The organism is Thiocapsa sp. UBA6158 (assembly GCF_002423035.1).
In the GTDB taxonomy this organism is placed as follows: Bacteria; Pseudomonadota; Gammaproteobacteria; order Chromatiales; family Chromatiaceae; genus Thiocapsa.
Map to the genome: position 1 here is coordinate 1 of NZ_DIUM01000106.1, position 21,525 is coordinate 21,525.

General features: G+C 63.8%; 17 protein-coding genes, 2 tRNA genes and 1 pseudogene. 8 read left to right on the forward strand and 12 right to left on the reverse strand.

Going from position 1 to position 21,525, the window contains the following annotated elements:
* Window positions 1-21: 21 nt before the first annotated feature.
* Together B4N44_RS14160 and mfd are read right to left on the reverse strand one after the other, a co-directional pair.
* On the reverse strand, window positions 22-465 hold the full coding sequence (locus B4N44_RS14160; protein ID WP_296702003.1) for an InlB B-repeat-containing protein: 444 nt from the start codon (window positions 463-465) through the stop codon (window positions 22-24).
* A gap of 468 nt (window positions 466-933) precedes the next feature.
* Entirely contained in the window at window positions 934-4,398 is a 3,465-nt protein-coding gene (gene mfd / locus B4N44_RS14165) for a transcription-repair coupling factor (protein WP_414718153.1), read from the reverse strand.
* Between the two features lie 528 nt (window positions 4,399-4,926).
* On the opposite strand from mfd, the gene B4N44_RS14170 reads away from it, so the two are divergent.
* Together B4N44_RS14170 and B4N44_RS14175 are read left to right on the forward strand one after the other, a co-directional pair.
* Window positions 4,927-5,283, forward strand: coding sequence for an MbcA/ParS/Xre antitoxin family protein (locus B4N44_RS14170; protein ID WP_296702007.1), 357 nt, complete (start codon window positions 4,927-4,929; stop codon window positions 5,281-5,283).
* Window positions 5,284-5,407: 124 nt separating this feature from the next.
* Window positions 5,408-5,710: an RES domain-containing protein gene (locus tag B4N44_RS14175; protein WP_296702009.1), complete on the forward strand. Its 303-nt coding sequence runs from the start codon at window positions 5,408-5,410 to the stop codon at window positions 5,708-5,710.
* Window positions 5,711-5,789: 79 nt separating this feature from the next.
* On the opposite strand, the gene B4N44_RS14180 is transcribed toward B4N44_RS14175, so the two are convergent.
* From B4N44_RS14180 to B4N44_RS14190, 3 genes are all read right to left on the reverse strand, one after another.
* On the reverse strand, window positions 5,790-6,074 hold the full coding sequence (locus B4N44_RS14180) for a hypothetical protein (RefSeq protein ID WP_296702012.1): 285 nt from the start codon (window positions 6,072-6,074) through the stop codon (window positions 5,790-5,792).
* A 280-nt stretch (window positions 6,075-6,354) separates the two neighbouring features.
* Window positions 6,355-6,879, reverse strand: coding sequence for a class I SAM-dependent methyltransferase (locus tag B4N44_RS14185; RefSeq protein ID WP_296702015.1), 525 nt, complete (start codon window positions 6,877-6,879; stop codon window positions 6,355-6,357).
* A gap of 40 nt (window positions 6,880-6,919) precedes the next feature.
* Window positions 6,920-8,554, reverse strand: coding sequence for a winged helix-turn-helix domain-containing protein (locus B4N44_RS14190; RefSeq protein WP_296702018.1), 1,635 nt, complete (start codon window positions 8,552-8,554; stop codon window positions 6,920-6,922).
* Window positions 8,555-8,875: 321 nt separating this feature from the next.
* On the opposite strand from B4N44_RS14190, the gene B4N44_RS14195 reads away from it, so the two are divergent.
* Together B4N44_RS14195 and B4N44_RS14200 are read left to right on the forward strand one after the other, a co-directional pair.
* Window positions 8,876-9,199 carry a hypothetical protein gene (locus tag B4N44_RS14195; RefSeq protein ID WP_296702021.1) on the forward strand — a complete coding sequence of 108 codons (324 nt, stop codon included), beginning with the start codon at window positions 8,876-8,878 and terminating at the stop codon, window positions 9,197-9,199.
* Window positions 9,200-9,506: 307 nt separating this feature from the next.
* The gene (locus B4N44_RS14200) at window positions 9,507-10,190 is read left to right on the forward strand and encodes a class I SAM-dependent methyltransferase (protein WP_296702024.1); all 684 of its coding nucleotides are present in this window, start codon (window positions 9,507-9,509) and stop codon (window positions 10,188-10,190) included.
* Between the two features lie 355 nt (window positions 10,191-10,545).
* Here the strand turns inward: B4N44_RS14200 and B4N44_RS19975 are convergent.
* The 3 genes and pseudogenes from B4N44_RS19975 to B4N44_RS14215 all read right to left on the reverse strand — a co-directional run.
* Window positions 10,546-11,105, reverse strand: a pseudogene (locus tag B4N44_RS19975) (restriction endonuclease); the annotation flags it as partial.
* A gap of 271 nt (window positions 11,106-11,376) precedes the next feature.
* A tRNA-Glu gene (locus B4N44_RS14210) sits at window positions 11,377-11,452 on the reverse strand.
* A 58-nt stretch (window positions 11,453-11,510) separates the two neighbouring features.
* Window positions 11,511-11,583, reverse strand: a tRNA-Ala gene (locus tag B4N44_RS14215).
* Window positions 11,584-11,774: 191 nt separating this feature from the next.
* Here B4N44_RS14215 and htpX point away from each other — a divergent pair.
* The gene (gene htpX, locus B4N44_RS14220; RefSeq protein WP_296702028.1) at window positions 11,775-12,662 is read left to right on the forward strand and encodes a protease HtpX; all 888 of its coding nucleotides are present in this window, start codon (window positions 11,775-11,777) and stop codon (window positions 12,660-12,662) included.
* 501 nt (window positions 12,663-13,163) lie between these two features.
* On the opposite strand, the gene B4N44_RS14225 is transcribed toward htpX, so the two are convergent.
* The 4 genes from B4N44_RS14225 to B4N44_RS14240 form a co-directional block, all read right to left on the reverse strand.
* On the reverse strand, window positions 13,164-13,979 hold the full coding sequence (locus B4N44_RS14225; protein ID WP_296702030.1) for an HAD-IIA family hydrolase: 816 nt from the start codon (window positions 13,977-13,979) through the stop codon (window positions 13,164-13,166).
* Window positions 13,980-14,561, reverse strand: coding sequence for a DUF3501 family protein (locus tag B4N44_RS14230; protein WP_296702033.1), 582 nt, complete (start codon window positions 14,559-14,561; stop codon window positions 13,980-13,982).
* 221 nt (window positions 14,562-14,782) lie between these two features.
* Window positions 14,783-16,123 carry a heterodisulfide reductase-related iron-sulfur binding cluster gene (locus B4N44_RS14235; protein ID WP_296702035.1) on the reverse strand — a complete coding sequence of 447 codons (1,341 nt, stop codon included), beginning with the start codon at window positions 16,121-16,123 and terminating at the stop codon, window positions 14,783-14,785.
* A gap of 439 nt (window positions 16,124-16,562) precedes the next feature.
* Window positions 16,563-17,108 carry a glutathione peroxidase gene (locus B4N44_RS14240; protein WP_296702040.1) on the reverse strand — a complete coding sequence of 182 codons (546 nt, stop codon included), beginning with the start codon at window positions 17,106-17,108 and terminating at the stop codon, window positions 16,563-16,565.
* 279 nt (window positions 17,109-17,387) lie between these two features.
* Between B4N44_RS14240 and B4N44_RS14245 the strand changes: the two genes are divergently transcribed.
* The 3 genes from B4N44_RS14245 (at window position 17,388) to B4N44_RS14255 (ending at window position 21,407) form a co-directional block, all read left to right on the forward strand.
* Window positions 17,388-18,131 carry a ferredoxin--NADP reductase gene (locus tag B4N44_RS14245; protein ID WP_296702042.1) on the forward strand — a complete coding sequence of 248 codons (744 nt, stop codon included), beginning with the start codon at window positions 17,388-17,390 and terminating at the stop codon, window positions 18,129-18,131.
* A 140-nt stretch (window positions 18,132-18,271) separates the two neighbouring features.
* The gene (locus B4N44_RS14250; RefSeq protein ID WP_296702044.1) at window positions 18,272-19,846 is read left to right on the forward strand and encodes an ATP-dependent DNA ligase; all 1,575 of its coding nucleotides are present in this window, start codon (window positions 18,272-18,274) and stop codon (window positions 19,844-19,846) included.
* Window positions 19,839-21,407 (forward strand): cryptochrome/photolyase family protein, encoded by a 1,569-nt coding sequence (locus B4N44_RS14255; RefSeq protein ID WP_296702045.1) that lies wholly within the window; start codon window positions 19,839-19,841, stop codon window positions 21,405-21,407. Before B4N44_RS14250 ends, B4N44_RS14255 begins: the two co-directional genes overlap by 8 nt.
* Window positions 21,408-21,525: the final 118 nt, after the last annotated feature.

Sequence of the window (21,525 nt, forward strand, 5' to 3'; positions counted from 1 at the left end):
GCCGACAAGTCGGACAGGCTCCTAGTAACTGAAGTACGCCGGTGGCCCGCCCGGCAGTGCAATCGAGTAGTCGGTCGCCGCTGCGTTGCCGCCGTTGATGATGCTCGCAAATGCGGTTGCGGTTTCGCCGATTGCAACGGCGCGCGCATACGGCAAGATGGCTGCGTTGATTTGCGTGCCTTCGGTAATCCTGGCGAAAGTCGCAGTGCACTGCCGGTCAGCGTCGAGAGTGATCTGCCCGTCCTGGCAGTCGGCATGTCCGCTCCAGCCGTCGAAGCGCGCGCCCGCGCTCGGCGTCGCGGTGAGACTGACCGAGGTGCCGAGCAGATAGTTCGCCGCGCAGGCGCTGCCGCAGTCGATGCCGGACGGGGTCGAGGTGATGGTCCCTTCGCCTTCACCGGCCTTGCTGGCCGTGAGTTGTCTCACGGCGTTGAAGGTCGCGGTGCAGGAGCGGTTGCCGTCCATTAGAAGCTCGCCGTCCGCGCAGTCGAGATCGCCCGTCCAGTCGACGAAGACCGCGTCGAATTACGATGTCGCGTGCAATGAGGTTTCCCCGAAATTTAGTCTTCCAAGGATGACGTAGACTTTCTGTCATATTGGAGACGAAAAACCGAGGGAACCTCACACAGTCCCGCGGTGCACAACGTCCGTGGTCATACACCAAGTTCAGGCGTGTACGACCTGAATGCGCCGTCCCCGGGGACTCGTCGCTTCGCTGGCCTGGCAAACCCGCGTTCTTTAGCGGATGGGAATCCCGGAGGACGCCGAAACCAAAGATTACCGATGCTATCCCTTACCCCTCCAGACGAGGTACGGGGTCAATCACCAAGGCGCAAACCCCGTTGGGTGTTCTGGCGAGCGCCACCCGGGCACGATCAAGCTCCCGGTGAATCGCAAAGAACCTTTGCGTCCTGTGCGGTTTGAATTTCCGCTTTATCCCTGGCCGACCACCTGTGCGACCACCTCGTTCACCTGCCGTAGGCGTCTTTGCGGCTCGGCCATGTCGCGGTAGAACCTCAGCTTGTCGCTGCCGTCGAGCTTGAATTCCTTCGGTTTCTGCTGAATCAGTCGGATCAGGTTGGTGGGGTCGATGGTCGGTGATGGGTCGAAGAGGATTCGGCCGCTCGCCGGCCCCGCTTCGATCTTGCGGATCCCATAGGGCTGGACCTTCAGCTTCAGCTCAGTGATCTCGAGCAGGTTCTTGGCCGGCTCGGGCAGCAGACCGAAACGGTCGATCATCTCGACCTGCAGCTCCCGCAGATCGCCGGGCGTGTCGGCACTCGCAATTCGCTTGTACATGACGAGACGTGCGTGCACGTCGGGCAGATAGTCGCTCGGCAAGAGGGCGGGTAGGCCGAGGTCGATCTCGGCGCCGTGGCTGAGCGGACGGTCGAGCTCGGGCGTACGGCCGGCCTTGAGCGCTTGGACTGCGCGTTCGAGCAGATCCATGTAGAGCGAGAATCCGACCTCGTGGATCTGGCCGGACTGCTCGTCGCCGAGCAGCTCGCCGGCGCCCCGGATCTCGAGATCATGGGTCGCGAGCGTGAAGCCGGCCCCCAGATCCTCCATGGACTCGATCGCTTCAAGCCGCTTTTTGGCGTCCGCCGTCATGGTCTTGGTCGGCGGCGTGATCAGATAGGCGTAGGCGCGATGGTGCGAGCGCCCGACCCGTCCGCGCAGCTGATGCAACTGAGCCAGGCCGAGCTTATCGGCGCGATTGATGACGATGGTGTTGGCGCTCGGCACGTCGATGCCGCTCTCGATGATGGTGGTGCAAACCAGCAGGTTGAAGCGCTGGTGATAGAAGTCGCGCATCACCCGCTCGAGATCGCGCTCGCGCATCTGCCCGTGTGCGACCTGCACGCGCGCCTCCGGGATTAGGGCCTCGATCTTATGCGCCTGGTTCTCGATGGTCTCCACCTCGTTGTGGAGGAAATAGACCTGACCGCCGCGCTTGAGCTCGCGCAGCACCGCCTCTTGGATCAGTCCGTCGCTCCAGGGGCTGACGAAGGTCTTGATCGGATGACGCTCGACCGGCGGGGTGGCGATGATGGACAGATCGCGCAGGCCCGACATGGCCATGTTGAGCGTGCGCGGGATCGGCGTCGCCGTGAGGGTCAGGATGTCCACCTCGCTGCGCAGATTCTTCAACTGCTCCTTGTGGCGTACCCCGAAGCGGTGCTCCTCGTCGATGATCGCCAATCCCAGATTCTTGAATTTCAGATCGGGCTGCAGGAGCTTATGGGTGCCGACGAGGATATCGACCGTGCCGTCGGCCAGACCCTCCAGCACCTTCTTCTGCTCTTTGGCGGTGCGGAAGCGCGACAGGCTCTCGATCTTGATTGGCCAGTCGGCGAAGCGGTCGGAGAAGTTCTCGAAATGCTGTTGGGCGAGCAGTGTGGTCGGCACCAGCACCGCGACCTGCCGTCCGCCCTGCACGGCCATGAAGGCCGCCCGCATGGCGACCTCGGTCTTGCCGAAGCCGACATCGCCGCAGACCACCCGATCCATCGGCTTGGCGTCTTCCATGTCGGCGATCACGCCCTCGATGGCGCGCAGCTGATCCGGTGTTTCCTCGAAGGGGAAGGCCGCAGCGAAGGCGGCATAGTCGTCGCCCGGGGCCGAGCAGGCGACACCCTCGCGGGCGGCGCGCCGTGCATAGATATCGAGCAGCTCGGCGGCCACGTCGTGGGCCTTTTGTGCGGCCTTGCGCTTGATCCGATCCCACTGCTCGCCGCCGAGCCGATGCAGGGGCGCGTTCTCGGGCGAGGCGCCGGTGTAGCGCGAGATCAGATGCAGCGAGCTGACCGGAACATAGAGCTTGTCGCCGTTGGCATATTCAAGCGCCAGAAACTCGGTGGTCATCCCGCCGACCTGCAGGGTCTGCAGCCCCAGATAGCGCCCGACGCCGTGCTCCTCGTGCACGACCGGCGCGCCCTCGGTCAGCTCGGTGAGGTTGCGTACGATGGCGTCGCTGTCGCGCTCGCGCGCACGACGACGACGCTCCTGGCGGACACGCTCGCCGTAGAGCTGAGTCTCTGTGACCAGGGCGATGCCGCGATCGTCCAGCAGCAGTCCGCGCTCCAGCGGCGCGACGGTCAACGCCAGGTCGAGATCGCCGTCGATGAAGGACTGCCAGCCTTCGATCTGACGCGCCCGGATATTGAACCCGGCCAGATGCTCGGCGAGCATCTCGCGCCGTCCGGTGCTTTCGGCGACAAACAGGACCCGCCGCCCCGGCGTGCTCAGGAAGTCCTGCAAGCCTTGCGCGGGCTGTGCGGCACGCGCCTGAATGGCGAGCGGGGGCAGGGTGGTGGTCGCGAAGTTGTGGAAGGCCGCATAGCCCTTGCGGCGTTCGGGGACCTCCGGGGATTGGTAGAGTACGCCCGACAGCCGATTCAGTGCGCCGGCCATCTCGTCAGGATGCAGATAGAGCTTGGCCGGCGGCAGGAGCGGGCGTTCGATGTCGTGACGACGCTGCTCGTAGCGCTGGGCAACGCCGGCGATGAAGGTTGTGGCGGTCTCCCGGCAGGTATCCGACTCCAGGGCCAGGACGCCTGCGGGCAGATAGTCGAAGAGTGTCGCGGTCGTCTCGAAGAACAACGGCAGATAGTATTCCAGCCCGCCCGGCGTGCGCCCCTCGGAGACCTCGCGATACACCAGGCTGGCCTGCGGGTCGCCCTCGAAGCTCGCACGATAGCGCTGGCGAAACCCGGAGATCGCCTCCTCCGTCAGCGGGAATTCACGCGCCGGCAGCATCCGCACCCGCTCCAGCTTCTCCTGCGAGCGCTGCGTCTCCGGGTCGAAGGTGCGGATCGTCTCGACCTCCTGATCGAAGAGGTCGATGCGCAGCGGGACCTCGCTGCCCATCGGAAAGACGTCGAGCAGGGAGCCGCGCACCGCATATTCGCCGTGGCCGATGACCTGGGAGACGCAGGAATAGCCGGCACGCTCCAGTCGGCGCCGGGTCGCATCCAGGTCCAGCCGATCGCCGACCGCAAGGACCAGCGACTGCCCGTCCACATACCGGCGCGGCGGCAAGCGCTGCATCAGGGTTGCGACCGGCACGACCAGCACGCCCTTCTCCAAGCCCGGCAGGCGGTGCAGTGTCAGGAGCCGTTCCGAGACCAGCTCCGGAAGGGGCGAGAAGACGTCGTAGGGCAGGGTCTCCCAGTCCGGGAAGGCCAACAGCGGGAGTGCGCTCCCGGCCAGAAAGAAGCCGAGCTCGGCGCGCAGATGGGCCGCGGCCTGGACATCCGGCACGACCGCGAGGATCAGCCCCGCATGCGTGCGGGCGGCCTCGGCGATCGCGAGCGCGACGCTCGCGCCGTACAACCGCCCCCACAGCAGGCGCTCGCCGGGGCGACCGGGCAGCGGCGGGCCGAGCGGAGACGGCATCTTGTTTAGGGCCACCGGGTGCATGGACGGCATTACCTCGCGACAACAACAGGGCGAGGATTCTCGCACAGCGTCGCCGCGGTTGCAGTGCATGCGCTCCAGGCGGCGCAGGCATCGAGTGGGGATGTCTCCGGTGCGACGATGTCCGTTGGCTGTGATGCGGTCCGAGCGCGCTCCGCTTTACGGCGTCGTGCGCGCCGCCGAGCCGGCGGCGACGACCGGGTGCGGGGAAGCAGCTCGCGATTTCGCGCGCCTCAGCCCTTCCGTGCGACGAGCCAGACATTCATCGGGTCATGGGGCAACAGATGTCGATCGATCCGCGCGAAGCCGACGTTACCGGTGCCCATGACCTCGGCGTCGCGCGTCGCAGCAGCGATCGCGTACGCTCGGTCTAGCCGGGAAACCGTTGTCTGCCCCGCATAGCTAGGGCCCCGTCGGGTACGAACAGCGGATCGATGGCGTTTTGCAAATACGCGATCAGCGGCCTAAAAGGTGTAAATGCAACATTCGATCTGCAGCCGAATTAACATGGAGCTTGCTGCCAAACCCAACCCTGACCCGCGGGTCGTTCTCGCGAAGGCCCTATTGAACGCCGGCCGCGCGCTGGGTCTCTCGCAGGAGGCGCTCGGCGACATCGTCGGGCGTGACCGCAGCTCCATCGCCCGGGGTCTCGATCCCGACAGCAAGGCCGGCGAGCTCGCCTTGTTGTTGCTCCGCTGTTACCGCAGTCTCTACTCCCTGGTCGGCGGCCGGCGGCAGGACATGCGTCACTGGATGCATACCGCAAATCGCGACATCGGCGGCGTTCCTGCGGAGCAGGTGCGCTCGGTCGCCGGTCTCGTGCGCGTCGTCGAATATCTGGACGCGATGCGCGGCAACGCCTGAGCCGGATCCGAGATGATGGATCTCTGGCCGGCATGCCGCGAGACGATCCACATCGCTCCCATCGGCGGCAAACTGTTGCGCATGGTCGAGAGTCAGCAACAGATCGCGACGACTTCGCTTGTCGATGACCTCACAACTGCGTCACCCGAGCGACTACGGTGCCTGTCAACGTCTGGGGAGCACACTGCGGGAGAGCGATGTCGGCGCCTTCGAGTTCGTCTCCGCGCGCGACCCGGATCGCGGCATCAATGTCGCACTTCTCGGGCCGGAGGCATTGACCAGCCGCGCCCCGTTCGGCGTTCGTGCCTGGCTGTGCGAGACCCGTCCCGATCGCATCCTCTTCGTGTCCGAAGACGAACGAGAGCTGCACGTCCTTCCGGTCGATCTCTTCACGGTCAAAGGTGCGCTGCCGCTCCCGGCGGGTTGAGGAAGAAGCCTTTGCGTCGGGTGCGGGCGCCGCTGCACCGAAGTTGCGCTGCCGGTTGTCCGCATGTTTACCCCGTCTTTCATGCCGGTTTCACGGCCGAATGACGGGCGCGACGTAGGCTCTTCTCGTCATGGCCCGGGTTCTCCACGCCTATCTGCATCTGCTGGGGATCGAGCCGGACGGATTCGCCGTGGCCCGCACTGACCTGGAGACCGCCGAAATCCTCCCGAGCACGGCGTACAAGCGTGCCCATCTGAGCGTCGTGAAACACCTCCCGGCGAGCGAGTGGCATGTCGCCTCTCGGATCCCGGAGGATATCGCCATCCAGCACCCGCACGACACCCTCGCGCTGCAGGTCGGACATGTCGTGGACTTCATATACCGGCGCGTCGCGTCTGCTGCGCGACCGCATCGCGCGCGCCTTAACCTCATGGTCGGCCGCCATGCCCGGCTATCATGCCGTCATCGACATGCATCCCCTCGGGCTGGAGGAGACCGGACTCGACGCGCGTGCGGAGGCCGCGGCGCGATTGGATGTGCAGTCTCGCGCTTATGCCGATCTCCGCCGCTCAAATCCGTTGGGCGACCATCAAGGCCAGGTCGCTCAAGCCGCTTTCGGGCGCGGCGAGTCGACCTTCGGCTCGTTAAGCGCGGATGGTCAGGTCGGGAAACAGGTTGAGCAGCTCGTTGCGGGCAAGGCGATAGGCCGGGTTGGTCGGGCCGCGGCTGCCGTGCGACTCACGCGCAAAGGTCTGATAGAAGAGCAGACCGCCGGGACGCAAGGCGGCAGCAATGCTCGGGGCCAGATCGCGATCCAGGAAGTGTGCGACCAGGATCAGGTCGAAGCTCTCGGGACTCGGCGGCAGGGCGATCAGGTCACGGACCCGGGCATCAAGGTGAAGTCCTCGTAGGCGCGCCGCCTCCCGGAGCCGTGCGATGGCGGTCGGGGACAAGTCCCATGCCGAGACCCGGAAACCCCGCTCGGCCAGCCAAAGTGCGCTGCCGCCGAGTCCGCAGGCGAGGTCGAGGGCGGTGCCTCCCCCGGGTCGCAAGTGCGGCCATTGGCGCAACACCAGGGCCGGTTTCGGGACGACTGTTGCGCCTTCATAACGCGCGTCCCAGGAGCGAACGAAGTCGTCTGGTGTGTTTGGCGAGGTTGGATGGGTCATGGCTCGAAAGCGTTGACTCCGAAGGGTTCGTCTGAGTCGGTCAAAGTCCCAATCTCGCCAGGGTTGTGACGAGCCGATGTTGCTGATCCCGGTCCGTCATAGGGTAGGTCTCCAGCCAGGCGTCGGTCATAAAATCGGGTTGAATGGCGAGAATCTCCTCTGCTTCCCAAGCGGCATCCTGGTGCTCCCCGCCGAGCTCGAGGGCTGCCGCGAGAAAGACATGGACATCCAACATCTCGGGGTTTCGCATCGCCGCCTCCCGCAGGTTGATCAACGCTTGGACATGGTCGTCGATGAAGAAATAGGCCCGCCCGAGGATCATATAGTAAAGATAACCCGCGCTCGGATTGCGCTGGATGGCGACCCTGGCAAGCGGGATAGTCCTTCGAGGCCGGCCGGTATAGGTCTCGATGCTGGCCTTGAGCGCCAAAGCGTCGGCAAACCCGGGGTCCAGACGAAGCGCCTGATCGAGGTGTGTCAGTGCCTCTGAGTGTCGACGTTGCTGGACCTTCACATAGCCGAGCGCCCAATGGGCTTCCGGGAGGGTCGGGTCGATCTCCGCGGCGGTCTCGGCCATCGTCAACGCCCGCTCGAGTTCGGCTGGGCCGTTGCTGGTCCACTGATTGCGGTACGCGTAGGCATAGGTGAGTGCGAGCCCTGCATAGGCGCGCGCAAAATCGGGGTCCTGCCTGATGGCCTGAAGGTAGAGATCCCGTGCGCGCCCGTTTTCGTCCTTGCGGCGGACCAATTGCTGGGACTGTGCACGAAGGAAGAGGTCGTAGGCCTGAACGGAGCGGGTATAGCGGTGCGCGACCCGATCTTTCTCGACCTCGGTCAGCGTGACCGAGAGGGCGCGTGCCAATCGGTTTCCGATGTCTCGTTGGACCTCGAATAGATCCGTGAACGGTCGGTCGTAGCGTTCGACGGACAGTTGGCGACCGCTGAGCGCATCCGTGAGACGGACCTCGACGCGGATGCGATCGCCCGCGCGCTTTACGCCGCCCCAGACCTTGTAGCGAATGCCGGGGTATGCAGCCTCTTCGATATCCGCCGCTTTGCTCCGGCTATCGACTTCCGTCACGGACAAACCCGAGAGCTTGGACAGGTCGGCGATCAGGTCGGCCGTGAGACCACGCGCGAGATGGAGCTGGTCTGCATCTTCGCCCAAGACATCGAAAGGTCGGACCAGAACACGGGTCATCGCTGCCGGAGCGGGGCTGGTCGAACCGATCGATTCCATCACCTCGCCAGGTACACCGACGGGCCAGCCGAAAGGCCGGAGCGCCCCGAGATAGAGTAGAGGCGAGGCTAAGACAGCCAACCCGATGACGACCACGAGCCACAGAGCTCGCGGGGGATCAAGCGGTCTCCGGATGGGGTCGAGCGCCTCGGGCTGCGAGCCCTCGAGTGGATCGGGGCGTTCGGCCTCGGCGACAAACCGGTAACCCCGTTTGGGCACGGTTTGGATATACCGCGGTTTGCGGGGATCGTCCCCCAAAGCGTGGCGCAACTTGTTGACCGTCTTGGTCACCGCGTCGTAACCCACCAAGGCGCCGTGCCAAACGTCGCGCTCCAGCTCCTCCCGCGAGACCACCTCGCCCGCGCGCCCGGCGAAGTAGACCATGACATCCATCACCCTGGGCTCGACCCGGACCAGGTGAGTACCTCGGCGCAAGAGATCTCCCCTCGGCTCGACCAACCAGGAGCCGACCCGAAAGACATCCTCTCCCCTCGTCGCGGGAGATATGCCGGCACTTCGTCGGCTCGGCGTCGGCTCTGATACGGTCTCGGGCTTGCTCATGGGTCTGAGTTTAGCCGACGGAGAAACGATGGAATGCACGGAGGCGAATCATCCGACTTTCGGCGTGTTTTCGTCCGGACAAGCGCTGCGGATTCGCCTAAGCCTTAAGCAACCCCCGCGGTCCTGCGAGTTCGGCAATAGGGTGTCGGACTTGGACGGCGGGATCTGTCGACCACCGGCGAAGAGGATACCACCATGACGAAGCTACCCCTGATTGTCGGCCTGTCGTTCGCGACGTTCGAAGGCCTGGCCATGTGTATACCCGATCCACCGGAGATCGGCGACATCGGCCCCGACGCGGAGCTGGTCTGCCGCGACTTGGAGAAGCGCTTCCCGGAGTCGATCAAGGCGGTCGAGAATCGGACCATACGCTCGCCCGAGCGGGTCGAGATCCTGGTCTCGGTCGACGGCAAGTCGATGGTCCTCGGTTATGAGCTCGACCGGTTTGTCTGGGAGCCTGTCGCGTTGAAGGATCGGTCGGAGAAGGGGATTACTGCGGTGGAGAGGAGCAGCCGGTAGCGCTCGATGCCGGGGTGTGCTATGCCCCCGGCGTCGCGGGCGGAAAGGCCTTGGCATACGGAAAGCATCGATCTGTTCGCGGATGTCGCGGCCTGGGGCCATGGCTTGGTCCGTTGGTCGGGAAAGGGAGTTCGAAGCCCGAAGTCACGAAGGATGCGGAGAACCAAGGAGAAGGTTTGCACTTCCTTGCGAAGGCGATTTCGAGGATCCTGCATAACCCCGGCGAACCCGTCGCCAAGCGTCGAGATCGGCCTCTATCGGACTGACACAGGAGGCCGAAAAGACACCCTTTTGTGAAGAAGGCTGAATGGAAAACGACGTCAAGGAACAGTTCGATGTGGTTTCGAAGCACTATGACGGAGAGCGACGAAAGCTCGTCCCCGGCTTCGACGACTTTTACGGGACGGCGACCTACTTTGCCGAATCCATCACGGATACGCCGCGCATTCTCGATCTCGGTGCCGGAACAGGATTGTTCAGCGCGTTTATTCTGAAAAAATATCCCGACGCCCGGGTCACGCTGCTGGATGTCTCGGACAAGATGCTCGACGTCGCAAGGGGCAGGTTTGCGGGAAACAGCAATGTGTGCTACGTCGTCGCGGATTATTGCACATCGGGAATCAGCGGGACATTCGATCTGATCATCTCGGCCTTGTCCATTCATCATCTCGAGGATGACGACAAAAAACGCGTGTTCGAAAACGTCTATGCGGCTCTGGCGCCGCACGGCATGTTCGTCAACGCCGACCAGCATCTCGCCGAGTCAAGCAGGTACGCGGAGCGGTTCGAAGGCTACTGGCGCGACTTCGTGGATCGTTTCGAGCATTCTCGGGAGGATATGGATCGCCTCATGCGTCGAAGACAATTGGATAAGGAGGCCAAGCTGTCGGATCAGATCCAATGGCTTCGAGATGCCGGATTTAGGACCGTCGAATGCGTCTACAAACATGCCTTGATTTCCGTGATGGTTGCCGAGAAGTCAAGTGGATAATCAGCCTTATTTGTCCGATCGGCGCTCCTACCTGCGGCCAGATCAGGTCCAGATAGCGTTCTTTCCGCGAGTACACCAGGATGTCGGCGGGGATGTGCAGGGGACGCAGTACGCGCCGCAGCCGTGCCATCTCGGCCGCACGGTCGGCAACCTCGGACTCGATGACCAAGCAGTCGAGATCCGACTAAACGTGCGAGACGACGAGCGCTTTCACGGGCAATCAATGCCTTTAAGCCTTACTTGGATGAGATCCTTCCGTTGGGTCAAGCCGTCTTGTATTTGAGCTGAGCCGGATAGGTGCTGCCCTTGCATCGCAGAGAGGCGTCGAGCCATTGATGCGCGATGCGCCGGTCTCGTGCGGCGGGGCGAGCGTGGGCGTGGCGTTGAAGTTGCAGGGGATGCCGAGCACGTCGGCATACTCGACGTTGAAGAGCCCCTCTTCGTTGAGATCGTAGGACTGGCGGCGCAGCGCCCGGCCGATGACCTGCTCGCACAGGAGCTGAGTGCCGAAGGCGCGCACGCCGAGGGCGTGCGTGACGGTGCTGACGTCCCAGCCCTCGGTGAGCATGGAGACGGAGACGACGCAGCGGATGTCGGCCCCGAGTCGGCCGGGCTTGCCGACGGTGGTCATGACCTCGCGCAAGAGGTCCGGGTCGGTCAGGTTCTCGGCCTGACGGGCGTCACCGGTGCGCTCGATGATCTGGCGGCGGAAGCGCTCGATCTCGTCCGACGCCATGGCGCGGAAGTTGGCATCCAGCACCTCGCCCGATTCCAGTTGCTTGCTGTCGATCGAAATGGTTCGGGGCGCGGCAGCGGGTTGCCGTGCTCGTCGTGATTGCTGAACAGGGGCAGGCGACCAGGCTCCGGCTGGGTGCTGCCGTCCTGTCGCTCGCGCTGAAATCCGGAGATGTAGTTTGGCGCGGTTGACCTCCTCGAGGAGATCCGTGGGCATCGGCTCGCGACTAGCGTAGTCGCTATCCGGGTCGTTGGGTTGAAGGTCGCGCAGGCGGTCCTTGATGGTCAGACCGGGCGCGACGATGAGAAAGCCGCGGCTGAAGCGCTTGTGCTGGGCCGCTGCACGGCGTTGATGGTCTGCCAGGCGATCGACATGGCCATGAGCGTGGCCTTGCTGGCGCCGGTCGCGAGCACACAAACGGCATGCATTGCCGCATGCCTTTGTTCTGATTGGCGTCCCCACGGGGGTTCGAACCCCGGTTACCGCCGTGAAAGGGCGGTGTCCTAGGCCACTAGACGATGGGGACGGTGACCGTTTGCCAAGATCCGACCGTGATCATGGTGCCGGATCATTTTGATGATTTTTGGAGCCAGGCGGGATCGAACCGCCGACCTCAACACTGCCAGTGTTGCGCTCTCCCAGCTGAGCTATGGCCCCGATATCGTCGAGACGGCGAATATTACCGGCGGACTTTTCGTTTGTCCAGACCGGTTTTCATGCTTTGTTGCGGGCGGCGCGACCCAATATGCTCTGCAACTTGTCGCAAGCCCGCTCGCGGGCTTGTGCGGCGCGCGCCTCCGGTGCATGGTAAGCGCGCTTTCGAACTTACCCTCAAGGAGCCTAAATCTATGATGCGGATCTTATTGTTTCTCGCGACCAACGCGGCGATTCTCGTCGTCATCAGCGTGGTCTTCCGGTTGCTGGGGATCGACGGGCTGCTGCTCGAGAGCGGCGGGCTCGACATGGGTGCGCTCCTGATCATGGCGGCCATCATCGGCTTCAGCGGATCGCTGATCTCGCTGTTCATGTCGAAGATGATGGCCAAGCGTGGTATGGGTGTGCAGGTCATCGAGCAGCCGTCTACCCCGTTCGAGCGCTGGTTGATGGAAACGGTCGCACGTCAGTCTCAAGCGGCCGGCATCAAGATGCCGGAGGTCGGCATCTTCGACTCGCCCGAGCCCAACGCCTTCGCCACCGGCTGGAATCGCAACGATGCCTTGGTGGCGGTCAGCACCGGGCTCCTGCAGCACATGACCAAGGAAGAGGTCGAAGCGGTTGTCGGCCACGAGATCAGTCACGTCGCGAACGGCGACATGGTGACGCTGGCGTTGATCCAGGGCGTAGTGAACACCTTCGTGGTGTTCCTGGCGCGCATCATCGGTCACACGGTCGATCGGGTCGTCTTCAAGAACGAAGAGGGCCACGGCATCGCCTACTTCGTCGTCTCGATCGTGGCCGAGATCCTGCTTTCCTTCCTGGCCAGCATGATCGTGATGTGGTTCTCGCGGTACCGCGAGTTCCGGGCCGACGAGGGCGGGGCGCGTTTGAGCAGCCGTACGCAGATGGCCAATGCGCTGCGTGCTTTGCAGCGTGTCCATCAGCCGCACGATCTGCCGGCGGGCGAGTTCGCGGCCTTCGGCATCTCGGGGAATATCGGCGAAGGTCTGAAGGCGTTGTTCTCCAGCCATCCGCCGTTGGAGAAGCGGATCGCCGCCCTCGAGCAGGCGCGCGACTGATTCGGGAGGCGTCGACTCGCCGACTTGAGCGGGTCGTCGCCGACCTCGGTTCTTTAACGAGCGCCCGGTTTCAGCCGGGCGCTTTTTTTGTGGTTCGGCAGTAGAGTGCAGGCGTCATGATTCAGTCACTCGAAACAACCGACGAGACCGCGCCATGCAATCTCGCGTCGCCCTGATCGGCCTGCTTCTACTTGCGATTGCCCCGGTATCACCGGCGGGAGGATTGGGCCAGCCGATCACGATTCAGATCGTCATCCCGGCTTCGATGAACGTACGATCGAAGTCATCGACAACATCTGCGGGCGGGTCGTGATGTCGGCGAGGCTGGCGGCGGAGTCGAGTGTCAGGGCACATGTCTGCACCCGGGGCATGCACAAGGGCGATGTGACGATTCGAAACACCCTCACGGTAGCGCAGCAGCAACACGCCGACATCATCGACGACGCAACGTTGACGGCGCCTTGGCGGTCTTCGTTCGTTCGCCCGGTGTCGGGGAACGGATCAAGCAAGCAGGCCCGGAACATCCCGGTCCAACGCGTCGATCAGATCATCCAGGCTGTTCAGATCATAATCCGGTGGCGGCATGCCTTCGATCCAGGGACGACCCGGAGTAAACCGTCCGGTGCGTACGAGTGCGGACCACATGCCGAGCCGCTCTGCCCCCGCGATGTCCGTGTCCGGACGATCGCCGATCATCATGCATTCCCCCGCCGTGCAGCCGAGGATTTCAAGCGACATCTCGTAGAGCAGGGGCTCGGGTTTGCCCACGAAGGTCGGCGTCACCCCGGTCGCGGCCGCAAAGGGTGCGACCAACGCGCCTCCGCCGGGCAGTACGACATGACGGCCGTCGCGCACACCGTCGACGGCGGTGTCCGGATTCGTGGCGACCAGGCGGGCGCCACGGCTCAGGATGAGATTGATGCCGACGGTAAGCTGCTCGAAGTCGAGCCCCGGTCCCTCGCCTACGACGACCACGTCGGCGCGCACGGCGTCCGGCGTTCCGACCGAGCGCAGAGCCGCGTCCAACCCGCCGGCTCCGACAGCGAAATAACGGAATCCGGGTCGAACGTGGCTCAGCCAGCGCGCCGTGGCCAAGGCCGAGGTGATGATCCGCTCCGTCTCCGGTTGCGGTAGCCCCATCGCGGCGAAGGCGTCTGCGACCTGCTCGGGCGTACGGATCGGGTTATTGGTGACGAAGGCGTAGGGTGTCGCTTTCAGTCGGTCGAGCAGCCGCTGCGCGCCCGGGAGCGGACGGTCTCCGTGGAAGAGGAGGCCGTCCATGTCGAGCAGCAGGGCGCGAGGCTGCGGGCGTTTCATTTAGTCGGCAAGGTCGCGTGCGAGCGAGTCACGGACCTCGGGTGTTGCTTCGACGTGATGGCTGTACTCCGGGTGATCGGTCCCGAGCGCGAGCTTCGCGCCCTGTTTCATCGCCGCCGCCATGGGCGCCGTCAGCTCGAACCGCAGGAAATGCACGGCCGATGTCTTGGCGGCGTCCTCGCGCTCCATATCCTCGTCGGCGATCGCATAGACCCGATCGAAATCGGCGACCTGGACCCACACCCGGTCCTCGATCCCGCGCAACCGCGTCAGGGCATCGCGCCGCTCCTCGACGTCTTCGTACTCGATCATGAAGGTCGCCTTCCAGTTGCTCCCGTCCGGGACCAACGGATTGTAGGCGTCGAGCTCGTCCTGAATCCCTGCCGACTCGAAGATGCGCTCGGCACGCAGCATCTCCTGGATCTGATACTGCATGGTCAGGCGATCCTCGAAATAGAGCGTGGCATGGGCACCGATCGCCACCTGCCGATGTTTCTTATGGGCCATGACGCGAGCCCGGAAGTCACCGCGAACCTCCGCGTACTTCTCGAGGCTGTAAAGGTCGTCTCGTGTCAAATGCATAGTCGTCTCCAAACCGATTGGAATGTCGATGCCGCCGCGCTCATGCACGTCGTCGATCCCGGGCGGTCGCCGCTTCGCGACGATCCGACGACCTCCGGTGTTGCCCCTGCCCGCCCGAATCAACAAGGCCCTTTCATCCTGAACCGCGTCGCTACCGGTGCCGGCATGGTCCACGAAGATCGACTCGATACGCCGGACTCCGGTATCGCGCAGGACGCGGTTCAGAGCCCGTAGGCCATCCGCAACAAACTCAGCGGATGCCGCTGCTCGCCGTCCTTACCCAGTGCATGCGCGATATGGGCGCCGGCCATCGGGCAGTCGCTGCCGAAGTGATCCGGTGCGGCCTTCTCCACGCGGCCCGCGACCGGGCGCACGATCTTCATCGCGGAGGCGTAAAACTCCTTCTTCACCGCGTAGGTGCCGTCGTGGCCCGAGCAACGCTCGATGATCTCCACTGTCGTGTCCGGCACCAGTGCCAGAACCTCACGGGTCTTCTGCCCGATGTTTTGGACCCGCTGATGGCAGGACGCCTGATAGATGACGTTGCCCAGCGGTTTTTTGAAATCCGTGTTGAGCTTGCCGTGCTTGTGACGGAGCATCAGGTACTCGAAGGGGTCGAAGATGCGCGCCTTGACCGCCTGAACGTCCGGGTCTTCGGGGAACATCAGGGGCAATTCCTGCTTAAACATCAGCACGCACGAGGGGATCATGGCGACGATGTCCCAACCCTCGTCGACCAGACGCTTGAGCACCGGGATATTGGCGTCTTTCGCGGCTTTGACGGCCTCCAGGTCGCCGAGCTCGAGTTTGGGCATGCCGCAGCATTGCTCCTTCTCGGGGAGTGTGACCGGAATACCCGAGTGCTCGAAGACGGCGATCAGGTCGGCGTTCACGCCGGGCTCGTTGTAGTTGCCGTAACAGGTGGTGAAGAGTGCGACCTTGCCGCTGGTCGGACCGGCCGGCTCGCCGACGGCGGAGCGTCCGACACGCGCCTTCTCGCTCTTGCGCAGTGTGTCGCTCACGTAGGGCGGAACACGCGCGTCCTTGTGGACCCCGAGCACGGCCTCGAGCGCCTGTCGTCCGACCGAATTGGTGTTGACCGCATTGACCAGCCCGTTGACGACCGGGATCCCGGCGAGCGAGCCGACGGTGTCCGTGCTGGTGAGGATGCGATCACGCATCTTGACGTTGCCTTGGCGGTATTTGACGGCCTTGGCGCGGAGCATCAGGTGTGGGAAGTCCAGGTTCCACTCGTGCGGAGGCACGTAGGGACACTTGGTCATGTAGCACAGATCGCAGAGATAACAGTGGTCGACCACCTTCCAGTAGTCGTCCTTGGCCACACCGTCGACTTCCATCGATTCGGACTCGTCCACCAGATCGAACAGCGTCGGGAAGGATTGGCAGAGACTGACGCAGCGGCGACAGCCGTGACAGATGTCGAAGACACGCTCCAGCTCCTCCTCGAGCGAAGTCTGGTCGTAGAAATCAGCACTTTGCCAGTCGAGCGGGTGACGGGTCGGGGCTTCGAGACTTCCCTCCCGCTTCATTGATGTCGCCATGCGTGAACCTCCCCTGAATCGGTCGTATCCGTTGTCCGAGCGCGTCGAGGCCGCCTCGTGCCCTTCGGGCGCCGAGCCGATCGCTTCTCGTGCGCGGGACGCTCTCGGGGACCTCGATCAACCGATCCGGCCGACAGCGGCGGCCGTCGTCGCTTTCCGAGATCCTCGATACCGAGCACATGCGGGATGCACCCTGATGTGCAAAGAACCCACCTGTACTCGGTACAACTGTAGACGGGCCGGTGTCTGCGTACCAATCGATAAGGCGAATCGGAATCATCGTCGAGACAAACCCTTTGGGTGCCGTCCGGCAATGCGCGGCGCCCGATTTGCGGCGTGAACTCGCCCGTAAACCGAGCCACGCGCCTGCGTTGGTGGACCGCGCTGCGCTTGTCCTGACACGACGGCCTTGCGGCAGCCGGCGCGCGCTCCGGGTCGGTTACAGCAGCTTCTCGATCGCCTTCACGATCTTTCGATCATCCGGCTTGGTGAAGCTGACATAATGGTCCACCAGGTTGCCGTCGCGATCGATCAGGTACTTGTAGAAATTCCACTTCGGGTAGGGTGCACCGGCAATGGCCAGTCGCTCGAAGAGCGGGGATGCCGCGCCTTTCTTGACGCTGACCTTCTCGAACATCGGAAACTCGACCGAGTAGGTCAGGCGACAGAACTTCTCGATCTCTTCCTCGTTCCCCGGCTCCTGGTTCGCGAAGTCGTTGGACGGGAAACCCAGCACGACGAGCCCCTGACCCTTGTACTTGCTGTAGAGGGCTTCGAGTCCCTCGTACTGCGAGGTGAAGCCGCACTTGCTGGCGGTGTTGACGATCAGAACCACCTTGCCCTGATAGGCTTCGCAGAGGTTGACGACCTCTTGTCCCGCGAGTCGACGCACCTCGACATCGAGCAAGGGCGAGCAGGGTGGGGTGGCGGCGCTTGCTGTGGTGCTCATGACGGCGATTCCTAGTGCGAATAGTGTGGTCTTCATGTTCGGGGGAGTTCTCTCCGTCCTCGGTCAAGCTTCGTCCTACGCGAGGTAATGCACAAAATGGCGAATACAATCCCGTCCTTGGCGGGGAGGCGACAGATTGCCTCCCCGCCAAGGACGGGGTATGTCCGATGAGGATGATTTGAAAACGGGTGGTGGGCACCAAACTGCAAGCACTATTGCGGGGTGTCGTTGCCAGTGCCGTTCAGGCCTCGGCGACACCGCCCGTGCGATCATGGTGTCGGGATTTTTCGGGGTCAACGAGGAGCAGGATCGGTTATGAGCGACTGGGTAAGAGCGAAGGTGACGGGCAAGCATGCCTGGACGGACGGACTCTACAGCATGCAGTTCGAAGGTCCGGTCGCCGACTTCAAGGCGGGGCAGTACATCAAGGTCGCCCTGGATATCGAGGGTGATCGAGTGGGACGACCTTATTCGCTGGTCAATCCGCCGCAGGAGCGTCCTGTGGAGATCTATTTCAACGAGGTGCCGGAAGGTCCCCTGACGCCGCGTCTGTCCGATCTGAATCCCGGCGACGAGGTCTGGCTTTCGGAGAAACCTGGCGGGATCTTTACGCTCGATACGGTCGAGCCCGCCGAGACGCTCTGGTTGCTCGCAACCGGCACCGCGCTCGGCGTCTATCTTTCGATCCTGCGCTCCCCGGAACCTTGGGACCTGTTTCAGCGCGTCGTCCTGGTTCACGGAGTACGACAGGCCACCGATCTGACCTATGGCGAGACCCTTGCCGCGATCGCCGAGCGCCGTGGCGAGCGGTTCAAGTTCGTGCCGGCGGTCAGTCGCGAGTCTGTTCCGGGTGCATTGTCCGGCCGGATCACCGACCTCTTGACAGGCGGCGGCTTGGAATCACACGTCGGCGCGGCTATCGACCACCACAGCAGTCACGTGATGCTCTGTGGGAACTCGGATATGATCAAGGACGCGAAGGTCATCCTCGAAGAGCGGGGTCTGGCCCGTCACAAGCGGCACGCGCCCGGTCAGTACACGACGGAGCAGTACCATTAAACTGCGCCCGGAGCGAGGCGCTCATTCTCGAGTGAGCTCGACGTTTGGTGCATCCATAGCCCTTGGCAGGGACGCGGTTGAGTCGATAGGGATGCCGATTCCGGAGATCGCAACCGATCGCTTTTAAGAGTCGGAAAGGGATGGTCACGTTTTCAACGACGCTCGAGACGCTGGTCCGACTTTCGGACGTGGTGGCCGCCCGTTCTTCCCGGCGCGACAAGATCGGCCTGATCGCGGATCTGCTCGGTCGGCTGGATCGGGACGAGACCTCGCTTGCCGCGAGCTATCTCGCCGGTGAGATCCCGCAAGGTCGCGTCGGGGTCGGACCGGCGCAGGTGGAAGCACTCCGCGGTCTGGCGCCGGTCGATCGCGGGCAGCTGACCCTCGGTGACCTGGATCGGACATTCGACGCCCTGCTCGCCGTCAAGGGAGCCGGAGCACAGGCAAAGCGGCGGTCACTGTTGCAGCGTCTGTTCGAGCAGGCCACCCGCGAGGAACAGGGATTTCTCGCCCGTTTGATGCTCGGCGAGCTTCGTCAAGGTGCCGTCGAGGGCTTGGTGATGGAGGCGGTCGCGCAGGCGGCCGCGTTGGATCCCGGACTCGTTCGGCGCGCCCTCATGCTGAGCGGTGATGCGGCGCGGGTGACGCGCACGGCCTTCGACTCCGGTGCCGCGGGGCTGCGCGCCATTGGTCTCGAGCTGTTTCGCCCGATCTTGCCGATGCTCGCCCAACCCGCGGAGGATCTCGACGATGCGCTCGCCCGGCTCGCGGCGCCCGACCTGGAATTCAAGCTCGACGGCGCCCGGGTTCAGGTCCACAAGCGAGGCGAAGAGGTGCGGGTCTACAGCCGGCAGGGCCATGAGGTGACCGCAGCGGTGCCCGAGATCCCCGAGTTGATCGCGACCCTTCCCGTTGCGGATCTGGTGCTCGACGGCGAGGTGCTGGCGCTGCATGCGGACGGGCGACCGCATCCTTTCCAGACCAGCATGCGCCGTTTCGGTCGGCGGCTCGACGTCGCGAGCCTGCGGGCCGAGCTGCCCCTAAGTGTCTTCTTCTTCGACTGCATCCAATGCGACGGGACCCTCATGATTGATGCTCCGGCGCGCGAGCGTTTCGGCGCACTCGCGTCGGTGATTCCGGATCCTGCACTGATCCCGCGACTGCAACCGAGCGATGCAGCCGAGGCCCGTGCCTTTCTGGATCAGGCACTCGCCGCGGGTCACGAGGGCATCATGGCCAAGGACCCGGCGGCGCCCTATGCGGCCGGTGCGCGCGGTCGGCAGTGGCTCAAGATCAAGCCGACCCACACGCTTGATCTGGTGATCTTGGCCGCGGAACGGGGCAGCGGTCGGCGCAGCCGTTGGCTGAGCAATCTGCATCTCGGGGCGCGCGATCCTGCGGGCGGCTTCGTGATGCTGGGCAAGACCTTCAAGGGTCTGACCGATGCCATGTTGACCTGGCAGACCGAGCGTCTGAGCGCGCTCGCGGTGGCGCAGGACGGCCAGGTGGTGCATGTGCGGCCCGAACTGGTCGTCGAGATCGCCTTCAACGAGCTTCAGGAGAGTGCGCAGTATTCCGGCGGGCTTGCCTTGCGCTTCGCGCGTGTGAAACGCCATCGTCCGGACAAGACTGCAGATCAGGCCGACGACATCGCGACGGTCCAAGCGCTCTTTCGGCGCCAAATCGCCTATTCGGCCTCGGGTAGCCATGGCTGATCGACGCTGTCGCCATCTGGTGCCGGTGCTCGGTGATCAGCTCGATGCCGGGGCCCTGGCCTTGCGCGACCTTGATCCTGCACGCGATCGGGTCTGGATGTGCGAGGCGGTCGAGGAGTCGACCCATGTTCCTGCGCACAAGGCGCGGATCCTACTGTTTCTGTCCGCCATGCGGCACTTCCGAGACGCCTTGGAGGCCGCGGGGATCCGCGTCCATTATCGTGCGCTGGATGCCGAGGCCGATCCGTCGCTCGCTGCCGGTCTTGCCGCGGCGATCCGGGCGTTGCGTCCCGAGCGTTTGATCCTGACCGAGCCGGGGGAGCATCGTGTCCTCGCGGCTTTACACGGCGTCGCCGAGGCCAGCGCAGTGCCGCTCGAGATCCGCTCGGACGAGCACTTCATCTGCTCGCGAACCGAGTTCGATCGCTGGGCGAGCGGTCGCAAAGGGCTCCGCTTGGAGCACTTCTACCGTTTTCTGCGCAAGCGCGAAGACATCCTGATGGAAGGCCCGGCGGATGACGCGCAGCCCGTCGGAGGCCAGTGGAACCTGGATCAAGAGAATCGCAAGTCCTTCGGTCGGCAGGGTCCGGGCATGGTGCCTGAACCGATCGGATTTCCACCCGACGCCATCACGCGGGGCTTGATTGCACTGATCCAGCAGCGCTTCCCGAATGCACCGGGTTCCTTGGAGCGCTTCGACTGGCCGGTGACCGCGGCCCAAGCCCGCGAGGCGCTCGACGACTTCATCCGCAACCGCCTTCCCGCCTTTGGCCCGTGGCAAGACGCCATGTGGACCGGCGAGCCCTATCTCTATCACGCGCGGATCTCTGCCGCACTCAATCTCAAGCTGCTCGATCCGCGTACCGCGATCGATGCCGCGATCGCGGCCTTCGAGGCGAACCAGGCACCGCTTGCGTCGGTCGAAGGCTTCGTCCGCCAGATCCTCGGTTGGCGCGAGTACGTGCGCGGGATCTATTGGCGCGAGGGACCGGTTTATCTCGAAGCGAATGTCCTGGAGGCACATCGTCGGCTCCCGAATTTTTACTGGACCGGCAAGACCGAATACGCTTGTCTCGAGGCGTCGCTCGGACAGGTACTCGAATACGGTTACGGCCATCATATCCAACGCCTGATGGTGACCGGGCTCTTCGCGTTGCTGCTCGGGGTCGCGCCGCGCGAGGTCCATGCCTGGTACCTGGCGATGTTCGTCGATGCCGTCGAATGGGTCGAGGCGCCCAACGTGATCGGGATGAGCCAATACGCCGACGGCGGGCTGTTGGCCTCCAAACCTTATGTCGCGACCGGCCAATACATCGATCGGATGAGCAACTATTGTCGGCACTGCCGCTATGATCCGAAGGAGGCCGTCGGTGAGGGCGCCTGTCCGTTCACGACGCTTTACTGGGATTTTCTCGATCGGCACCGGGATCGGTTCGCCAACCATCCGCGTACCGCGCTGCAATGGCGGAATCTCGCCCGGCTGGAGCCCGAGCGGCTCGGTGCGATTCGTCGGCGCGCGGAGGTGCTTCGCGCAGATTTGGCGACGGGAGGGCGCGGTTGAGGGTGGGGCAAGACTGTCAGTCTTCAGCGATCGGCTATCACTGAAACCGCGTCTCTCTCGTCGATGCAGATGGCCCCGAGACCAAGCCGGATTGAACACAACCGATAACACTGCGGAC